The organism is Pseudomonas fungipugnans, from assembly GCF_029955235.1.
GTDB lineage: Bacteria > Pseudomonadota > Gammaproteobacteria > Pseudomonadales > Pseudomonadaceae > Aquipseudomonas > Aquipseudomonas fungipugnans.
Genome location: NZ_JARBWL010000001.1, coordinates 738554 through 759431, shown reverse-complemented (window position 1 = coordinate 759431; position 20878 = coordinate 738554). Strand labels below are relative to the sequence as shown.

Annotated in this window: 1 protein-coding gene; it reads left to right on the top strand. The window is 63.7% G+C overall.

Annotated features, from left to right (window positions below; genetic code table 11):
* Nucleotides 1–854 precede the first annotated feature (854 nt).
* On the top strand, nt 855–20825 hold the full coding sequence (locus POF45_RS03050) for an amino acid adenylation domain-containing protein (protein WP_282315019.1): 19971 nt from the start codon (nt 855–857) through the stop codon (nt 20823–20825).
* Nucleotides 20826–20878 lie beyond the last annotated feature (53 nt).

The following is a 20878-nucleotide window of genomic DNA, read 5'->3' as shown; positions in this document are numbered from 1 at the left end:
ATTGATTACAGAAACATTTCGAAACTAACACCCTGATGAGCAGGAGGGGAGTCCGGAAGTGGGATCTGTCGCACAGAAATGCAAAAGCGACGCACAAATGAAAAAGCCCCGGGAGGTTGCCCGGGGCTTTCAGGGGCCGTGCGTTACAGGTTGCGCGGTGAGTCCATTCGATGACCAAACCTGCGATCTAAAATGCCATCAACCATATTTTTCTGATGGCTAAAACACCCAGCTTCGAACCTTCCAGACAGCTGAAGCAGAGCCCCGCCGGGCGGTTTCGCCTGTCTGACCGGTCAGCGCCTTCCTGTCCGTTCGTCCTCGATTTGTAAAGTATGGGGTTCTAGATTTGACAGTGGGATTGTTCCTACTACGCTCGTACCGTCGTCCTGTAGGAAGAGTCTCGGACCTGCAGGCACAAGCGAGAAAATACGACCCCAAGTGGTGTGAATCCACAACGACGCAAGGTATGCATCGTTGTCGCTGGCAAGCCTCAGGCGCTCACTGGTAAAGGGAATTACTGTGTTCAGGAACACGGATGTGTTGGTCTTGCTCCTCACTGAATCTACATCGAACGGCCCCAATCTTTGCTATCTCGGCAAGGCCGTGGGCTGCTTTGCGCTTTTTTCTCTCACAGGCAGGCGTCTGTGAGTTTGTCACAAGCGTCCCTTCGTGGACGGTTAGCTTGCGCAGCAACGCGCCCCTCAATCATTAGCAGCACCAAAAATCCGAACAATCCCCGGTAATCGACTGAAGGCTCGCACGGCAAGACGCTGACATGAGCGTGCCGCGCTGACGGGATGACACGGATCAAAGTTGCCGATGACGTCGGCCCAACCTGACAGGGAAGTCGCGCAGTGTCAGACAACAACTCTACGAATGACGGTCCACAGAGCACTCCGCCCGCAGCGCTGCCCGGTGATCGAATCCAGGAACGCGCGATCATTGCCGGCTGGAACGATACCCACCACGAATACCCGCTGGAGCAGTGCCTGCAGCAGCTGATCGAGCAACAGGTGGAGCGCAGCCCTGACGCCCTGGCGGTGCGCTTCGACGATCAACGCCTGAGTTTTTGCCAATTGAATCGCCGGGCCAATCGCCTGGCCCATTACCTGCGCGAACTTGGCATTGGTCCCGACAGCCTGGTCGGCGTGCAGATGGAGCGTTCGCTTGAGCTGATGATCGCGCTGCTCGCCATTCTCAAGGCCGGTGGCGCCTACCTGCCGCTGGACCCGGCTTACCCCGAGGAACGGCTGGCCCTGATCATCGAGGACGCCTCGGTCAGCGTGGTGTTGACGCAGCAGCGCTTTGAACCGCGCCTCAAGGCCCATGACGTTGCCGTGCTGTGCCTGGACGATCCGGCGAACGACGTGTTGCACGAAAACGACGCCAATCCCGCGTCTATCAATCGCCCGGATGATCTCGCCTATGTGATCTACACCTCGGGCTCAACCGGGCGTCCCAAAGGCTGCATGTTGCCGCACAAGGCAATCTGCAACCGGCTGCTGTGGATGCGGCGCCATTACGCCGTGGGGCCCGCTGACCGGATCTTGCAGAAGACGCCTTTCACGTTTGATGTGTCCGTGTGGGAGTTGTTTCTGCCGTTGCTCAGCGGTGCCTGCCTGGTCATGGCCAGGCCGGAAGGCCACAAGGATGCCCACTATCTGGTGGAGATCATCAAGGCGCAGCGCATCACCATCTGCCACTTCGTGCCATCCATGTTGCGCTTCTTCCTCAAGCACCCGGCGGTTGGCGAATGCCGGTCCCTGAGCAAGGTCTTTGTCAGCGGCGAAGCACTGACCCACGACCTGCTGTTGCAGTGTCGCGCGCGGCTGAGCGCGCAGTTGCACAACCTCTATGGCCCGACCGAGGCCGCGGTGGACGTCACCTGGTGGCTCGCCGAACCGCGCGAAGACCAGCGCGTGCCGATCGGTCGACCCATCGACAATATTCAAATCCATATCCTCGATGCCGGGTCCAATCCGGTGCCAATTGGCCAGACCGGCGAGCTGTGCATCGGCGGTGTCGGCCTGGCCCGGGGTTATCTCAATCGGCCCGAGCTGACCGCTGAAAAATTCATCCACGATCCGTTTTCCACTGAGCCCGACGCCCGGCTTTACCGCACCGGTGACGAGGCGCGCTTTCTCGATAATGGCGAGATCGAAGTGCTGGGACGTTTCGATTCGCAAGTCAAGCTGCGGGGTTTTCGCATCGAACTGGGCGAGATCGAAAACACCCTCAAAAGCCATCCGTCGATCAGTGATGCGGTGGTGCTGGTCAAGGATCCCGGCTCCGAGGATCCCAAGCTGGTGGCCTATGTAGTGGCCGAAGGGCTGGACAAAAAGGCAATACGCGACTTCGTGAAATCCCGCTTGCCGGAGTACATGACGCCGAACCTGGTGCAGTTCGTCGAGCAGATCCCGGTAACGCCCCACGGCAAGGCTGATCGTCAGGCGCTGCTGGCCGGTGACGGGGCCTCGTCGGCCAGTTCCCGGGTTCCGGCAGTGGATGTCGAAGCACTGAGCGCCTGGCTGCAACAGTATTTTGTCGAGGCGCTCGGGGTCGATGAACTGGCGGCTGACGACGATCTTTTTGATCAGGGTGCGACCTCCTTTACCTTGGTGCAAGCGGTCCACAGCATTCATCAGCAGTATCAGGTCACGCTGCCGGTCGAGATGTTCCTTGAGCAACCGACCATCGCCGCCGTCATGGCCTTTATTCTCGAGGCCAAGGGCGTGACACCCGATCAGGCGCCGTTGCTGGAGGCCGCACCGCCACCACAGCCAACAGCCCATGAACTGATCCGGCTGGAGCGGGTGCGCTTTGATCCGCGTGCTTATCAGCGAACCGACGACGCTTCACCCGCCAGCCTTGAACGGCTGGGCTGCCTGCTCTCGTTATTGCGTGAAGTGGCGCTGGAGGGCGAGGGTAAATACCTTTATTCATCGGCCGGCGGCCTCAACGCCATCCAGTGTCATGTGTATGTCGCCGAGGGGCGAATCGAGGGACTGCCGGGTGGCGCCTGGTATTACCAGCCACGCCTGAACCGCCTGCTGCCTGTCAGCGTACCGGCCAGGCTCGACCCGCAGGCCCTGCGTGCCGAGCAGCGTGCGCAACTGGCCGAAGCCGGTTTTGTGCTGTTCCTGGTCGCCGAAACCGCCGCCATCACGCCGCTCTACAACCATGCCGCCCCGACGCTGCTGGTGCTTGAAGCCGGTTATATCGAGCAACTGTTGCTGTCACGCCAGGCGGACTTCGACATCGCGTTGACCCCGGCCTATGGCGTGGACGTCGCGACGATTGCCGGAATGTTCAAGTTGCAGCCGAGTCACCGGGTGCTGCATTGCCTGATCGAGGGCGCCGCGCCAGCCGTTCTGACGGGGCAGCCCGGGCCTTTGTTCGCCGACTTCCTGGCCGAAAACAACAACGGTTTCGACCTGCCGGGCAAGGAGGCGCTGGAGCAACTGCACCGCCAACAACGCCAGCTTCGCCATGATCTGCCGGAGCAGGGTGACAGCGTCATCGAACTGCCCGCCGCACCGATCAGCGACGACGCGCTGCGACTGCGGGCTGCCAAGCGCCAGTACGCTGGCGAGCCAGTGAGCGTGGCGCAGTTGAGCCGGTTGCTGAGCCTGTTGAAGGCCGGGCCGGGCAGTGGCCAGCTGTACAACACCGACGCCGCACTGGACCTGAAGATCTACCTGCACCTCGCCGGGCCGATCGAGCCTGGCCAGCAACAATCGCCGCCCCCCGGCATCTATCGCTACCACCGCGACAGCCACAGCCTGAGCCGCATCGGCGAAGGCGATCCGCTGGCGTTCAACGGCAGCTACACGCCGTTCAACCGCAAACACGCACAGCAGGCCCGCTTGCGGATCTTCATCATCGCCGGTCGCTCAGCGGTCTACGGTGATGAAAGTCGCTATTTCAACCTGCTGCAGGCTGGACGAATCGGCCAGTTGCTGCTGGAAAAACAGACCGAGTTCGGCATCGGACTGTGTCCCATCGGCTCGATGTACTTCGACAAAATTCGCAGCGCCTTTGACCTGGAAGAGGGTGATGAACTGCTGCACAGCTTCGTCGGCGGCAGCGTCAGCCAAGTGCTCCCGGTGGGCTGGCCACGGCTGGAACTTCACAGTGGCAGCCCAGTCGCCGCCGAGCCGGTGAGTGATGGTGCGCTGGCGATCATCGGCCTCAGCGGTCGTTATCCCGGCGCCGCCAATGCCCAGGAACTGTGGCAAAACCTCAGTGCCGGGCGCTCGGCGATCAACACCGTCAGCCGCGAATCGCTGCTGTATGGCGACGACATCAGCGCGGATTCAACGCAATGGGCCGTCGGTGCACTGGCCGACAAGCAGCTGTTTGATCCGCTGCTGTTCAAGATCACCCCCGCCGAAGCGAAGACCCTGGACCCACAGGAGCGGCTGTTCCTGCAAACGGTCTGGCATTGCCTGGAAAACAGCGGCTACACCGCTGCCGGTCTGCGGCGCAAGGCCGAGCGGGTCGGTGTGTTTGTCGGCGCGATGTGGGGCGATTACCAGCACCACCAGCCCGGTGAACACGGCGAGCGAACCACCTCGTTTCTCTCGGCGATTGCCAACCGCGTGTCGTTCTTCAACGACTTCAATGGCCCCAGCGTCGCCTTTGACACCTCGTGCTCATCCGCGATGACGGCGCTGCATTTCGCCTGCAGCAGCATTCGCCAGGGTGAATGTCAGGCGGCGATTGTCGGCGGTGTCAACCTGATCAGCCATCCCTCGCACCTTGAACTATTGACGTCGCTGGAGCTGTTGTCCGGCGATGGCCAGTCTCACCCGTTCGGCCTCAACGCCAATGGCTGGGTGGCAGGCGAGGGCGTTGGTGCGCTGTTGATCCGGCCACTTGCAGACGCCAGGCGCGACGGTGACCAGATTCTCGGCGTTATCCGCACCACGGCCATCAGCCACAGCGGCAAGACCTTTCGCTACGGCACACCGAGCGCCGACAGCCACGCTGCATCGATGCGCCGAGTGCTGCAACAGGCAGGACTGCCTGCCGAGGCCATCGGTTATGTGGAGGCCGCAGCGCCCGGCGCCAGTCTGGCGGACGGGGCCGAGTTTGCGGCGATCAACAAAGTCTTCGGCAGCCGCCTTGGCGATACACCGCTGAAAGTCGGGTCGATCAAGGCCAATATCGGCCACCTCGAATCGGCGTCGGCGCTGTCGCAGATCACCAAGGTCTTGATGCAGTTCAAACACCGGCAGATAGCGCCGACCCTCGGCTGCAATCCGTTGAGCCCCCTTGTCGGACTTGAGAACAGCCACCTCGCCATCGTCGACACGTTGAGCGAGTGGCAAGGGCCGCAACGCGCCTTGATCAACGCCTTCGGCGCCAGCGGTTCCGGTGGTCACTTGATCCTTGAAGCGCCGCCAGCACAGGCCGCACCGCTACCGGCCGTCGGGCCCTGGCTGTTTCCCTTCAGCGCTGCCAGCCGCGAGCAGCTTGTGCTACTGGTCAGGGCCTTTGCCGACGATCTTCAGGCAAGACGCCTGGGCGACGCCAGCCTCGGCGATATCAGCCACACCCTGTGTGTCGGCCGGGTTGCGCTCAGTCACCGTCTGGCGCTGGTGGCCGACAGCGAAGCCGAACTGCTGACGCTGCTCGACGATGGCCAGCCAGCGCTGCAAGGCACCCTCGCCAGCGCGGCACAACCGGCTGCGGTCGAGCAGGATCTGCGCGGCCTCGACCGCCACGCCCTGAACGCCATCGCCAGCCGCTGGGTCGCCGGCGAAACGGATCTGGCCGAGATTGCCCGGCATGACGCTCGCCGAGTGGCGCTGACGGCGTACCCCTTTGCCACCGTCGATTGCCATATCGCCGCCTCCATCCGAGACGAATCGGGCCAGTCGCCCGCACAGGATGAGACGCTGCAAGCAGCGCTTGAGGGCTATCTCAAACAACACTTTTCCAGCGTCTCGGCGATTCCCCAGAGCAGCCTCGACAGCCTGGAAACCTTTGATCGTTACGGCTTGACCTCGCTGATGATCACCGCACTCAACCAACGGCTGGCGCAAGCGTTTGGCGAGTTGCCCAGCACCCTGTTCTTCGAACACCAGAGCATCAGCGCGCTGGCGGTCTGGTTTGCCGCCAAACAGCCGTTGCGCAGCCGGCAATTGCTGGGCGTTCAGGCGCCCGCCAAGCAGACGGCCCAGATTGCCGGAGCCGCGCAACGCCCCGAAACCAGTCGCCGCCAGGAGCGGGACGAACCGATTGCGATCATTGGTCTGGCCGGGCGTTTTCCCGGTGCGCCGGACGTCGACAGCTTCTGGGACAACCTGAAAAACGGCGTCGACAGTATCAGCGAGATCCCCGCCGAACGCTGGCAGCACCAGCATTACTACAGCCGCGACCGCAGCCTCAAAGGCAAGATCAACACCCAATGGGGCGGTTTCATCGACGGCGTCGACCGCTTTGATCCGTTGTTTTTCAACATTTCGCCGCGCGACGCCGAGCGCATGGACCCACAGGAACGGATCTTCCTCGAAACCGCCTGGCACACCCTCGAAGACGCCGGCTACGACCGCGCCGCACTGCAACGTCACTACCAGGGAAACATGGGTGTCTTTGTCGGCGTGATGCATGGCGAATACCTGCTGTACACGCGCTCTGCCGCTGCCGATTGCACCGATGACGCGGTGGATTCATCGTTTGGTTCGATTGCCAACCGCGTGTCCTACGTCTTCGACTGCAACGGCCCGAGCATGGCCATCGACACCATCTGCTCATCCTCGCTGACCGCACTGCACCTGGCCGTCGAGAGCCTGAAACGCGGCGAGTGTCGGGTGGCGCTGGCCGGTGGCGTCAACCTGTCGTTGCACCCCAACAAATACTTTATCCAGTCGCAGTTGACCATGTCCTCGACCGATGGCCGCTGCCGCAGTTTCGGCGAAGGCGGCGACGGGTTTGTGCCCGGCGAAGGCGCTGGCGCGGTGCTGCTCAAACCGCTGGCCCAGGCCCAGGCTGATGGCGACAATATCTACGGCGTCATTCGTGCGACCTCGGTCAACCATAACGGCAAGACCCACGGCTACACCGTGCCAAGCCCCAATGCCCAGGGTGCGATGATCGCCGAGTCGCTGCAAAAGGCTGGCATGAATCCCCGCGAGCTGAGCTACATCGAAGCCCACGGCACCGGCACCGCGCTGGGCGACCCGATTGAAATCAGCGGTCTGCAACAGGGCTTTGCCCGACGCAGCGCGGCCCTCGGCAGTGAGCCGGCATCGGCGCAGCAATGCGCGCTTGGCTCGGCCAAATCGAACATCGGCCATCTGGAATCGGCAGCCGGCATCGCCGGGATCGCCAAGGTGCTGCTGCAACTCAAGCACCGCCAACTGGTACCGTCACTGCATTCGAGCCGGCTCAACCCCGGCATTTCCTTCAGCGATTCGCCGTTCTACATCCCCCAGCAACTGCAAGCGTGGCACCGGCCGCTGCTCAATCTCGATGGCCGCGAACGCGAATATCCACTGGCCGCCTCGGTCTCGTCGTTTGGCTCTGGTGGTTCGAACGGCCATGTGATCATCGCCCAGTACCTGGCGCCGGAGCGCGACGAAGCGCTTGTCGGGCAACCAGCGATCATCGTGCTGTCGGCCCGGACCCCGGCGCAGTTGCAACAGCAGGTCGAGCGTTTGCAGCAGTTCCTGCAACGACGCGACCTTGAGAGCGAACTGCCGCGTCTGGCGGACCTGGCCTTTACCCTGCAACAGGGCAAGGAAGCGCTGGAATACCGCCTGGCTTTCAGCGTCGTCTCGATCAGCGAGCTGCAAGAGCGCCTGACGCAGAGCCTGGCGCAACTGCTCAAGGCCCCGGAACACTTCGGCTGCTTCGACGGCCTGCATCTGGGCCGGGTGCAAGACAACAAGGCGGCCATGGCAGTACTGGCCCACGATGAAGACATGGCGACGACGCTGGCGGCCTGGGCCGAGAAAGGCAAATACCAGAAGTTGCTGGAGCTGTGGGTCAAGGGGCTGAGCTTTGACTGGGCGCTGCCGGGCATCTCCATGGGCGTGGCCAGACGGATCAGCCTGCCCGGTTATCCCTTCGCCCGTGAGCGGACCTGGGTGTCCGGCGATTTCCATTTTCCGCCTCAGGCCGAGCAGCTTGGCGAAGCCCGCTTGCACCCGTTGCTGCACCGCAACGTTTCCGACCTGTCGCAACAGAAATTCAGCTCGGTGTTCAGCGGCCATGAGTTTTTCCTGCGCGATCACCGCGTGCGCAACCAGAAAGTGCTGCCCGGCGTGGCGTATCTTGAGATGGCGCGAGAGGCGATCAGTCGCTCTCTCGGTGAGTTGGCGACTTCCGGCACCGTGAGTCTGTGCAATCTGGTGTGGTCGCAACCGCTGATGCTCAGCGAGCAGGGCGATGCACCGGCCAGCGTCGACATCCACATCAACAGCGTCGAGCCACAGCGCCTGACCTTCGAGATTCGCGAGCAGCACCCGCAAACCCTGTGCTGTCAGGGCGAAGCGATGTTGCTGCAACACGCGCTCGAACCGACGGCATCGCTGGCCTCCCTGCAAGCCGCCATCAACGGCCATCGCCTCGACGCCGAGGCGCTGTACCGCGTATTCGACAGCATCGACATCCACTACGGCCCCAGCCACCGAGCGGTTCGCGAACTGCGCATTGACGGCGGCCAGCTGTTGGCAAGGATCGAACTGCCGCAGTCCCTGAGTGCCGGCCACACGCAATTTATCCTGCACCCGAGCCTGATGGACGGCGCGTTGCAGTCGACCGTGGGCCTGCTGGTGGCCGATCAGCTCGATCAAGGTGCCGCACCGCAGCTGGGGCAAACCTGGGTGCCGTTTGCCCTGGCCCGGCTGCAGCTGAGCGGCGCGGCACTGGGTGAACAGGTATGGGCCTGGGTGCGGCCCGGTGCCGAGAATGCGGAAGCAGGGCAGTCGGTTTTTGATCTCGATATCTACAATCGACAGGGCGAGCATTGCGTCGCCCTCCGGGGCTTTGTCCTGCGGGAAATGAAAGCGCCGTCGCCGCTGGAAGTGATGCTCGACGACCGCCCGCAGACCGACTGTTATCTGCTGGAAAAATGGCGTCGGATCAGTCCTCAACCGGTGCTAACGAGCAGCGCCCGGCTGTTGCTGATCGCCAATGATGCCCAAGGCCAGCAGCAGTTGACCGCCCGCTATCCGCAGGCCGTTTCACTGTTGCTGGACGGCAGCGAATCCATCGAAACACTCACCGGACTGCTGCGTGAAGCCGGTTCGATAGAGCACCTGTTGTGGCTGGCGCCGACCGCGTCAGTCGAGGATGCCAGTGCCGACGGCATGCTCAACGCCCAGCAAGCCGGTGTGCTGAGCTGCTTCCGTTTGATCAAGGCGCTGCTGGCGTTGGCACGCGACCAGCAGCCTCTGGCATGGACCGTCATCACCCGCGCCACGCTGACGGTGTTCAGCGAAGCCAGCGCACTGCACCAAGCCGCCACTGAACCGGTGGCACCGGCTCACGCCAGCGTCCACGGGCTGATCGGCGTGATGGCCAAGGAATACAGCCATTGGCAAGTGCGGCTGGTGGACCTGCCGGCAGGCGACAGCTGGCCGAGTCTGGATCCGTTGTCGTTGCCCGCCGATCCGTGTGGCGACGCGCTGGCCTGTCGTGACGACGTCTGGTATCGCCAATCGCTGGTGCCTTGCGTGGTGCCGACCGAAGCGGCTGCCGACAGTCTCTACCGCGATGGCGGCGTGTACCTGGTCGTCGGCGGCGCTGGCGGTATCGGCCGCTTGTGGAGTGAACACCTGATCCGCAGCCGTGGCGCCCAGGTCATCTGGCTGGGGCGTCGCGAGCGGGACAGCCAAATCGATGCCGCGATCAGCGAACTGGCCCGGTTCGGCCCCGCGCCACGCTACATCAGCGCCGACGCCGGCAACCACGCCGCGCTGCAACAGGCAGTGACGCACGTGCTGGCCGAGCATGGCCGGATTCACGGCGTGATTCACGCGGCGATCCAGCTTGAGGATCAAAGCCTGGCGCGCATGGACGCGTTGAAATTTGCCGCAGGCCTCGCCGCCAAGGTCGATGTCTGCGCACGGCTGGCCGAGGTGTTCGAACACCAGCCGCTGGACTTCATGCTGTTCTTTTCGTCGTTACAGAGCTTCACCAAGTCGGCTGGCCAGAGCAATTACGCGGCCGGCTGCACCTTCAAGAACGCCTTCGGCCACTACCTGGCGCAACAACGCAGCTACCCGGTGAAGGTGATCAACTGGGGTTACTGGGGTGAAGTCGGCTCGGTGGCCAGTGATGATTATCGGCGGCGGATGGCCGAGGTCGGTCTCGGTTCAATCAACGGCGAACAGGCGATGTCGGCCCTGGAAACACTGCTCGGCGCTACTGATGACGGCGCGCCGCTCAGCCAGTTGACCTTCCTGCGCACTTCGCAGCGATTGAGCGACACCTTCAACCACCTGGCGCTGGCGCAACATCCTGCCGGGCCTTTCGCTGAATACGGCGAAATGCGTCTGCCTGCCTATCCATCGCTGATCAGCCGGATGCAGAAGAATCTGCGGGTGGACAATCAGCAAGTGCGCAGCGCGATCGCGCCGGTGCAGGCACACAAGGCAGCCATCGACGACCTGCAGGTTCGCCTGCTCTTCGCCCAGTTGCAGCAACTGGGCTGGTTCAGTCGTGAGCATGAATCCGTGGCCGAAATGACCCAACGCAGCGGCCTGTTACCGCTGTATCAACGCTGGCTCGACAAGAGCCTGGAGGCGCTGGCCCAGCGCGGCTACGTGCAGTTGCAGGGCGACAGCTGCCTTGTCACCCACCCGCAACCGCTGGCGCTTGAAGCGCTCTGGCACGAATGGGATGCACAAAAGCCGGTCTGGCTCGAACACCCCGGGCTGAAAGCCGAAACACTGCTTGCCGAAGCGACCCTGCGCGTCTTGCCGCACATCCTCGATGGCCGCATTGCCGCCACCGACATCCTGTTCCCCGACGCTTCGATGTCCAGGGTCGAGGGCATCTACAAACACAACCCGGTGTCCGACTTCTTCAACGAAGTGCTGCTCGATGCCATGCTCGAATTTGTCAGGGGCCGCCTGGAGCAGGCGCCACAGACGCCGATCCGGATCCTCGAAATCGGCGCCGGCACCGGTGGCACCAGCGCCCGTGCCTTTGAAAAGCTGCGGCCGTATCAGGCGCAGATTGCCGAGTACTGCTACACCGACGTCTCCCAGGCGTTTTTGCAGCATGCACGGCAGGTCTACGGCCCGCACACCCCGTACCTCAGTTATCAGCTGTTCGATGTCGACAAGCCGCTGGCCGCTCAGGGCATCAAGCCCGGCGCCTACGATCTGGTGATCGCCACCAACGTCCTGCACGCGACCCACGACCTGCGCCGGACGATGAAAAACGCCAAGGCCGCGCTCAAGCACAACGGCCTGGTGCTGATCAACGAGATTGCACGCAATAGCCTGTTCACCCACCTGACGTTCGGCCTGCTCAAGGGTTGGTGGCTGTTCGACGATCAGGAACTGCGCTTGCCTGGCGGCCCGGCGCTCGCACCCAGACAATGGAAGCAGGTACTGGAAAGCGAGGGTTATCGGCAGGTGTATTTCCCGGCGCTGGCCGACCACGACCTTGGGCAGCAGATCGTCATTGCCCAGAGCAACGGCATGGTCTGGCAGGACCGCAGCGATAAGGTCGAACCGGCCAGAATGGCGCCGGTCATCCGGGCAAAGGTGGCGGCTCAGGCAGCGCGAGCCCCACAACCCCGCGTCATCGCAGCGCCGATGGCCGAAGTCAGCAACGCGCAGCTCAAAACCGAGACGGTGCGCTACCTCAAGCAGATTATCGGCGGCCTGTTCAAGATCGCACCCGAACAGATCGACGCCCGTGAAGCGCTGGAAACCTATGGCATCGACTCGATTCTGGTGGTGCAACTGACCAACCTGCTGCGCGACAAACTGGCGGGGATCAGCAGCACGCTGTTCTTCGAATACCAGACCGTCGAAGCGCTGGCGGATCATTTTGTCGCCACGCAGACAGACCGGCTGAAGACGCTGCTGGGCCTTGATCAGACCACGGCAGTCGTGCTGCCACCCGCCGTCGAAAACGTCGAGCCATTGTTTGCTCCGGGCAAGTCGCGCTTTAGCGCCAAGGCCGCCGATAACACGCCGGCAACGGCACGCGGTTCAGACGTGGCCATCGTCGGTCTGGCCGGGCGTTACGCCAACTCCGACAACGTTCGCGAGCTGTGGCAGCACCTGAAAAACGCCGAGAACTGCATCGATGAAGTGCCAGCGGATCGCTGGGACTGGCGCCAGTACTTTGATCAGGCACCGGGCACGGCGGGGCGCCTCTATACCCCGTGGGGCGGTTTCATCCGCGAAATCGACAAGTTCGATCCGCTGTTTTTTCATCTGTCGCCCCGCGAAGCGCTGAAAATGGACCCTCAGGAACGGCTGTTCCTGGAAGAGGCCTATCACTGCATCAGCGACGCCGGCTATACCCCCGCACGCTTGGCCGATCGGCATCGGGTCGGGGTGTTTGTCGGCGTGATGAATGGCACCTACGCCCGCCAGTCCACTTACTGGTCAGTGGCCAATCGCGTGTCGTATCAGTTCAATTTCCAGGGCCCGAGCCTTGCAGTGGATACGGCCTGTTCGTCATCGATTACCGCGATTCATCTGGCGCTGGAAAGCCTGCACAGCGGGGTCAGCGACTGCGTGCTGGTCGGCGGGGTCAATCTGGTGGTCGACCCGGTGCACTACATGGGCCTGAGCGAGATGAAGATGTTGTCCCCGGGCCGCCAGTGCAAGGCGTTCGGCGCCGATGCCGACGGTTTTGTCGGGGGCGAGGGCGTGGGCGCGCTGCTGCTCAAGCCGCTGGCGCAGGCCGAGGCCGATGGCGACCGGATCTACGGCGTGATCAAGGGCAGCATGATCAATGCCGGGGGCAAGACCAACGGCTACACCGTGCCCAATCCGCTGGCCCAGAGCCGGTTGGTGGTTGATTCTCTGGCGCGGGCCGGGGTCGATGCCAGGGCAGTGAGCTACGTCGAGGCCCATGGCACCGGCACCGCGCTGGGCGACCCGATCGAGATCGCCGGCCTGGCCCGGGCCTTCAATAGCGGCGTGCCAACGCCCGTCGGGCAGTACTGCGCCATCGGCTCGGTCAAATCCAATATCGGCCATTGCGAAAGCGCCGCCGGCATCGCCGGCATCACCAAGGTGCTGCTGCAACTGCAACACCGCCAATTGGTGCCGTCACTGCACGCCGAGGCACTCAACCCGGAAATCGATTTCGCCAACAGCCCCTTCGCGGTGCAGCAGTCGCTGGCCGACTGGTCGCGGCCGCAGGTGCTGATCGACGGTGCATTGCAGACGTTCAAGCGAATTGCCACGGTATCGTCCTTCGGCGCGGGCGGCGCTAACGCCCATGTGGTGATCGAAGAATACGAAGACCACCGGGAGCGGCCAGCGATTGCGGTCAACGAGCAGCAACCGGCGATCATCCTGTTGTCGGCCAAGGCCCGCGAGCAGTTGTTGCAGCAAGCCAGCCTGTTGCTGGACGCGCTTGCGCAGGATGCACTGGGCGACACCGATCTGCCGGCGCTGGCCTTTACCCTGCAAGTCGCTCGCGAAGCGATGGAGCATCGCCACGGCTGGTTGATCAGCTCAATGGCCCAGCTGAAAACCCGGCTGCGGGAATTCATCGACAACGGCGGCGCTCAGGCGCGTGGTCGACTCAAGCCTGACGCTCAGGCGCCAAGCACCGACATCGGCGGCTGGATCGAGCGCGGCGAACAGCAACCGCTGCTCGACGCCTGGCACGACGGCGCCATTGTGGATTGGCGCCTGATGTACCCGCAGGGCACGCCCGCGCCGCTCAGCCTGCCGGGTTACCCCTTTGCCCGCGAGCGCTACTGGCGCGAGCCGCAGCAAGCGGTCGAGTCGGCCATCGCGAACGAGCAACGGCTGCACCCACTGCTGCATCGCAACGTGTCGGACCTGCGCGGCTTGCGTTACCTGACCCGGTTCAGCGGTGACGAAAGCGTGCTGGCCGAGCATCAGGTCAACGGGCAGGGCGTGTTGCCGGGTGCGGCGATGATCGCCATGATCCATGCGGCCTTGACCGATGCCCTGGGCGGGACGATGCCTGCGGGAAGGGCGTTGCTGATTCGCAATCTGGCGTGGCTCCAGCCGTTCAGCGTTGACGCCGCCAACAACGGCGAGCTGTTCCTTGAACTGTCGGTGCAGACCGAGGGCGACTACCGGATCGGGATTTGCTCCTACGACCGCGCCGGCCAGTTGCAACTGCATTGCCGGGCGTTGGCCCTCACCGCCGTGGTCCCGGCTGCCCGGCTCGACTTCAACCCTGTCGGCGCGCAAACAGTGGACGTCGAGGCTTGCTATCAGCGTTTCGCCGCGATGGGCATTGATTACGGCGTCGGTCATCGCCGGCTGCTGTCGCTGCTGCGCCGGGACGATCAGGCGCTGGCTCGGGTCAGCCTGCAAGCCCCGGCGCTGAATGCTGGTTTCGCCCTGCATCCGGCCCTGCTGGATGCCGCCATGCAAGGCGTCATGGCCTTGCTGTTTGATGAGCTGGGCGAGCGCCCGGCGCTGTTGCTGCCCGAGGGCCTGGGTGAGTGCGTGCTGTTTGCCGACTGCCCGGCGACTTTGCAGGTGCAGATCCGCAGCGCCGGAACCACGCCGGGCGGTTATCGCTTTGACCTGGCATTGTTCGACGACAATGGCCAGTGCTGTGCGCTGCTCAATCGGCTGTCGTTCAAGACCGTGTCCGCCCAAGGCCTTGGCGCCAGCAGCGCACTGCTGTGTCACCAGCAATGGCTCGACGGGCAATCGGTTGGCGCGACAGCCGCACCGGGGTCGGTTCAGGTGCTGTTGACGCACGGGCTTTGCGACCTGGTGGAGCCTCTTCAGGCGCGGGGCATCAGCAGTTTCATGCTGCCAGAGGGTGACTATCAGCACGCCGCGCTGGCACTTGCCGAACAGCTCAAACCGTTGCTGCGCAGCGGCCAGTCCTGCTTGATTCAACTGCTGATCCCGGCTGACGACCCACACGGTTATCGCGGCCTCGGCGGCCTGTTGTGCAGCGTCAGCCGCGAACAACCGGCACTGATCAGCCAACTGATTGAAGTGGCGCCGGGGCTCGACACCCAGCAATTGTTGACGCAGTTATCAGCCGAAGCCGCAGACCCGGGCGAACGCCAACTGCGTTATCTGCTCGACGCCGGCACGCTGCGCCGTCAACAACTGAGCTGGCGCCATCAGCCGCTGGATCACGCTCCGGCGCCTTGGCGGGCAGAGGGTGTCTATCTGATTACCGGTGGTCTGGGCGGTGTCGGCACGGTCATGGCGCGCGCGATCATCGCCGTCGCGCCTCAGGCCCGTGTCGTGCTCTGCGGCCGCACGCCGGCCGATGCGCCGTCAGTGATCGACAAGCTGGCGCACCTGGGCGCCGGTGTTGATTACCGCGCCGTGGAGCTGGCCGATGCCGATCAGGTTCAACGCCTGATCGCAGACGTCGTCAGCCGCCACGGCGCCTTGCACGGGATCATCCATTGCGCGGGCATCACCCGCGACGCCTTGCTGGCCGACAAGACCGGGGACGATTTCGCCGCCGTGTTCGCCGCCAAGGTCGAGGGCGTGCACCATCTCGACCGCTTCAGTGCCGGTTTGGCGCTGGATTTCCTGGTGCTGTATTCCTCGATTGCCAGCGTCCTGGGCAACGCCGGGCAAAGCGATTACGCCGCCGCCAACGGCTATCTGGACGCCTTCGCCAGCCTGCGCAATCAACAGGTCGCCGCCGGCACCAGGCAGGGCCGCACGCTGTCGATCAACTGGCCGCTGTGGCTCGAAGGTGGCCTGCACATGAGCGACACGGCGCGGCGCCTGCTGGCGCAACGCACCGGCATCGAAGCGATGGCCAGCGCCACCGGCATTCAGGCGTTTTATCAGGCGTTGCACAGTGATGAAGACCAGGTGATGGTGCTGGCCGGCGACACCGAAAAACTGGCCGCGCTGCTCAGCGATGAACCGGCTCCTGTTGTGGAGGCGGCACCTGTAGACGGTGAACACCTGCTGGCCTGGCTGCGTCAGTTGCTGGCCAGGACGGTGAAGATCGCCCCGTCACGACTGGATAACGACGTGCCGTTCGAGCAGTACGGCATCGATTCGCTGATGATCATGGAGATGACCGCCGCCCTGGAAAAACGCTTCGGCGCGTTGTCTAAAACCCTGTTTTTCCAATACCCGAGCCTGCAAGGGCTGGCCGATCACCTGGCCACGCGACAGCCGCGAAAATCCACGCAGGAGCCATTGATAGCGCAACTGCGAGCCCTGCTGGCCACTGCCTTGAGCACACCGGCGGAGCAACTCGATGATCAGCAGTGTTTCGAAGACTACGGCATTGACTCGTTGCAGATCCTCGACCTCACGCGCCGCCTCGAACAACATTTCGGCGCGCTATCACCGGCGCTGCTGTTCGAGCATTCCAGCCTCCGGGCCCTGGCGAATCATCTGGCATCCAGAGACGCCACAGCGGCGGCCGAACCGGTCGCCGCCACCCGCGATCAACGGCGCCGGCTGTTCGACCACGCTGCGCCCGTTCGCCAGCCGACCGCGCCACAGCGCGACGATGTCGCGATCATCGGCATTGCCGGGCGCTACCCGGACGCCGACAACCTCGACGCCTTCTGGCACAACCTCAGCCAGGGTAAAAACAGCATCGGCGAAATCCCGCCCGAGCGCTGGGACTGGCGTGACTACTACAGCCCCCACCGCAGCGATAGCGGGGTGCACAACAGCAAGTGGGGCGGCTTTATTGACGGCATCGATCAGTTCGATCCGCTGTTCTTCAATATTTCGCCGCTGGAAGCCGAGCTGATCGACCCGCAGGAACGGCTGTTCCTGCAAACCGCCTGGGCGGCCATGGAAGACGCCGGCTACAGCCGCCAGCTGGGTGCCGATCAGTCAGAAAAGGCCCGGCAGGTCGGTGTCTATGCCGGGGTGATGTACAGCGAATACCAACTGCTGGGCGCCGAAGCCAGCCTGCGCGGCGAGCGCATGGGCTTTGCCGGCTCCAGCGCGAGCATCGCCAACCGGGTGTCGTTCTGCCTCAACCTGCAAGGCCCGAGCCTGTCGCTCGATTCGATGTGCTCCAGTTCACTGACCGCCCTCCATCTGGCCTGCCAGGACCTGCACAGTGGCCGTACCGCGATGGCCATTGCCGGTGGCGTCAACCTGACGTTGCACCCCAACAAATACCTGATGCTCAGCAGCGGCCAGTTCATTTCCAACCAGGGCCAGTGCGCCAGCTTTGGTGAAGGCGGTGACGGCTATGTGCCGGGCGAGGGCGTGGGCGTGGTGATCCTCAAGCGCCTGGCGGATGCCGAGCGCGATGGCGATCAGATTTACGGCCTGATCAAGGGCAGCTACCTCAACCACGGCGGCAAGAACACCGGCTACAGCGTGCCCGATCCACGGGCGCAGCAGGCCGCGATCAGCGGCGCGCTCAAGGATGCGCAGGTGGATCCGGCGGCCATCAGCTACATCGAGGCCCACGGCACCGGCACCCGTCTGGGCGACCCGATCGAAATCGCTGGCCTGGCCAATGCCCTGGGTGAGCGCACGCCGGCGCAGACCTGCTGGATCGGTTCGGTGAAATCCAACATCGGTCACTGCGAAGCGGCAGCCGGCATCGCCGGCCTGACCAAGGTGCTGTTGCAGCTCAAACACGGGCAGATCGTGCCGTCGCTGCATTCGCGCACGCTCAACCCCTTTATCGATTTTGCCGCGACCCCGTTCGAGGTCAACCAGCACTTGCGCGACTGGCCGCAGCCGTTGCAGGGCGGTAAGCCGATGCCGCGCATCGCCGGGATTTCCTCGTTCGGCGCGGGCGGCTCCAACGCTCACCTGATCGTTGCGCAGTACGCGCAGGCCAAGCCTTTACCCGGTCATGACGGCAAACCCGAAATGATTCTGCTGTCTGCCCGCGAGCCCGAGCAATTGCGCCAGATCGCCAGCCGTTTGCTCGCCAGACTGGAGCAGGCGCCGGCAACTGACGGCCTGGCCGCCATTGCCCACACCTTGCAGGTAGGTCGCGAGGCGATGGAGCAGCGTGCGGCATTCATCGCGTCTTCGATGGCAAGCCTGCTGGACGCCTTGCGCGCTCTGGCCGGTGGCGATAGCCGTGGCTGGATTTGCGGGGACACCACCGCCAGCAACGACCGCGTCGAACAGTTCAAAAGCCGCTTCCCGAGCCAATGGCGCGAGCAGTTGGCCAAGCTGTTTGCCAACGGCGAGCAACAACAACTGCTGGAACTGTGGAGCGCGGGATTACGCATCGACTGGACGGCGCTGTGGGCCGCCAGCGGCGAACAACGCCAGCGCATCAGCCTGCCGACTTACCCGTTTGCCACCCGCCGTTATTGGGCGCCTGTTGCCGTCAATCGCCAGCCTTCGGCAGCGACGGTCTTGCACCCGTTGCTGCACCGCAACAGCTCGACCTTCGACCGCCAGCAATTCACCAGTGACTTCAGTGGTGACGAGCCGTGGCTGCGCGACCATCTGGTGAACGGGCGCAAAACCCTGCCCGGTGCGGCCTGCCTGGAAATGATCAGGGCCGCGGTAACGCATTCGCGGGCAGACGGCGAGGCGCAGCCCATGGTCATCGAGCGGCTCAACTGGCTGGCGCCGTTGACGGTGGAAGCCGCGCCGCGTCGCCTGCGGGTCAACCTTGAACGGGTGGACGGTCAGCTAGCGGTGACGCTGCTCGGCGATGATGCCGATCAAGTGCATGGTCAGGCCCGGGTGATCACCGATGTGCAACCGGTGGCCGAACGACTGGATCTGGCGCACTGGCGCGAGCGCCCTTGGCAACGGCGCCTGGACGGCGGCGAAGTCTATCGCCTGTTCGAGCAGATGGGCCTGGCCTACGGCGCCAGCCATCGCGCCATTCGCCAGTTGCTGATAGCGGAGCAGGGCGGCCAGCGCGAAGTGCTGGCGCAATTGAACCTGGAGGGCATCCCTGCCGACGGCGACTGGTGGCTGGAACCTGGCATGACCGACAGCACATTGCAGGCCGCCATCGGTATGTTGCTGCCGCTGCACGAGAGCGCCGCCGCGCCGTTGTCACTGGTGATGCCGTTTGCCCTGCAACGGCTGGAAATCATCGCGCCGTGTCAGCGGCGGATGTGGGCCTTGTTGCGCAGCGAGCTTGCCGACAATCCCGCTGGCCGGATCAATATCGAGCTGTGTGACGATCAGGGACAGCTCTGTGCGCGGTTCACAGGATTGAGCTCAAGACCGCTCACGCCGGGGCCAAAAAAACTGAAGCAGACACAGCAGCTGTTGGCGCCGATCTGGTCAGTGGTCGACGGTGTGATCAATGAACGGGAGGACGCCGGGGGCGCGATGCTGATCTTCGGCGCGACCCCGACCCGTGAGCCGACGCTGGCTGAACTCTATCCTCAGGCCGCACGGGTGGACGGCTCGCAGCCCGACTACGAAGCCGAACTGCACGCCCGGCCCGGATTGACCGAGGTGATGTGGCTGGCGCCGTCCGACGACGGCAGCGCGCACCCGGTCGCGGCGCAACAGCATGGCGTCTTGTCGTTGTTCCGGTTGATCAAGGCGCTGCTGAGTCAGGGCTACGGTCGTCGACCTCTGCGCCTGACCCTGATCACCGATCAGGCGATCAGCATCCGCCCCGGTGAGTCCTGCCAGGCGCATCACGCCGCAGTGCATGGCCTGGCAGGTTCGCTGGCCAAGGAATACCCGCACTGGAGCGTGCAACTCGCGGACCTGCCAGACCGGCAATTGTCGCTGTTGCCCGCAGCACCGTTCGCGGGTGTTGCGTGCGGTGAACTGCTGGCGCTGCGTCAGGGCCAATGGTGGTTCCGCCAACTGGCGCGGGTGACGGCTGATGCAGCACCAGCGCGTCTGCCGGTCTATCGCGATGGCGGTGTCTATCTGGTCATCGGTGGCGCTGGCGGGATTGGCGCGGTCTGGAGCCGCCACGTGATCAGCCAGCATCGCGCCCGAGTGATCTGGATCGGTCGCCGTGCGCTGGATGCACAACTGGAAGCCAAACTGGACGACCTCACCGCCATCAGCCTGATGCATGACGCCCCGGCGCCGGTCTACCTGCAAGTCGACGCCGCAGACGAACAGCAACTGGCCAAGGCGAAACAGCAGATTACCGAGCGGTTTGGCCCGATCAATGGCGTGGTGCATTCGGCCATCGTGCTCAAGGACCAAAGCCTGGCCAACATGGACGAGCAGACCTTCACCCGCGTGCTGAGCGCCAAGGTCGCCACCAGCGTGGCCTTGGCCCGCACGTTCGCACCCAGCGCCGACGCGCTGGATTTCGTGCTGTTTTTCTCCTCGATGATGGCCTTCAGCACGGCTGCCGGACAAAGCAACTACGCGGCCGGCTGCACCTTTGCCGACGCCTTTGCCGATCAACTCAGGGCCCAATGGTCGTGCCCGGTCAAGGTCATCAACTGGGGCTATTGGGGCAGCGTCGGCACGGTGAGTGACGCCCGTTACCGGGAACGCATGAGCGCGCTCGGCCTGGGTTCCATCGAACCCGAGGAAGGCCTGCGCGCACTCGACCAATTGCTGGCGGGCGAACTGCACCAACTGGCGCTGCTCAAGCTTTTGCACAGTGACGAAATCGACGAGCTCGACAGCCTGGCCGGACTGCTCGGCGACGAACACATCGCGCTTTCAGCGCACACCTGCGGCGCCATGGCGGCGATGCAGGACAGGTTAGGGGAAAGGCTGGCGGCGTTGGCTGCAATCACGTAACGCCACACAGAAGTAATCCATTTCACCCACAGCAGACGCGTCACAGGGAAGTT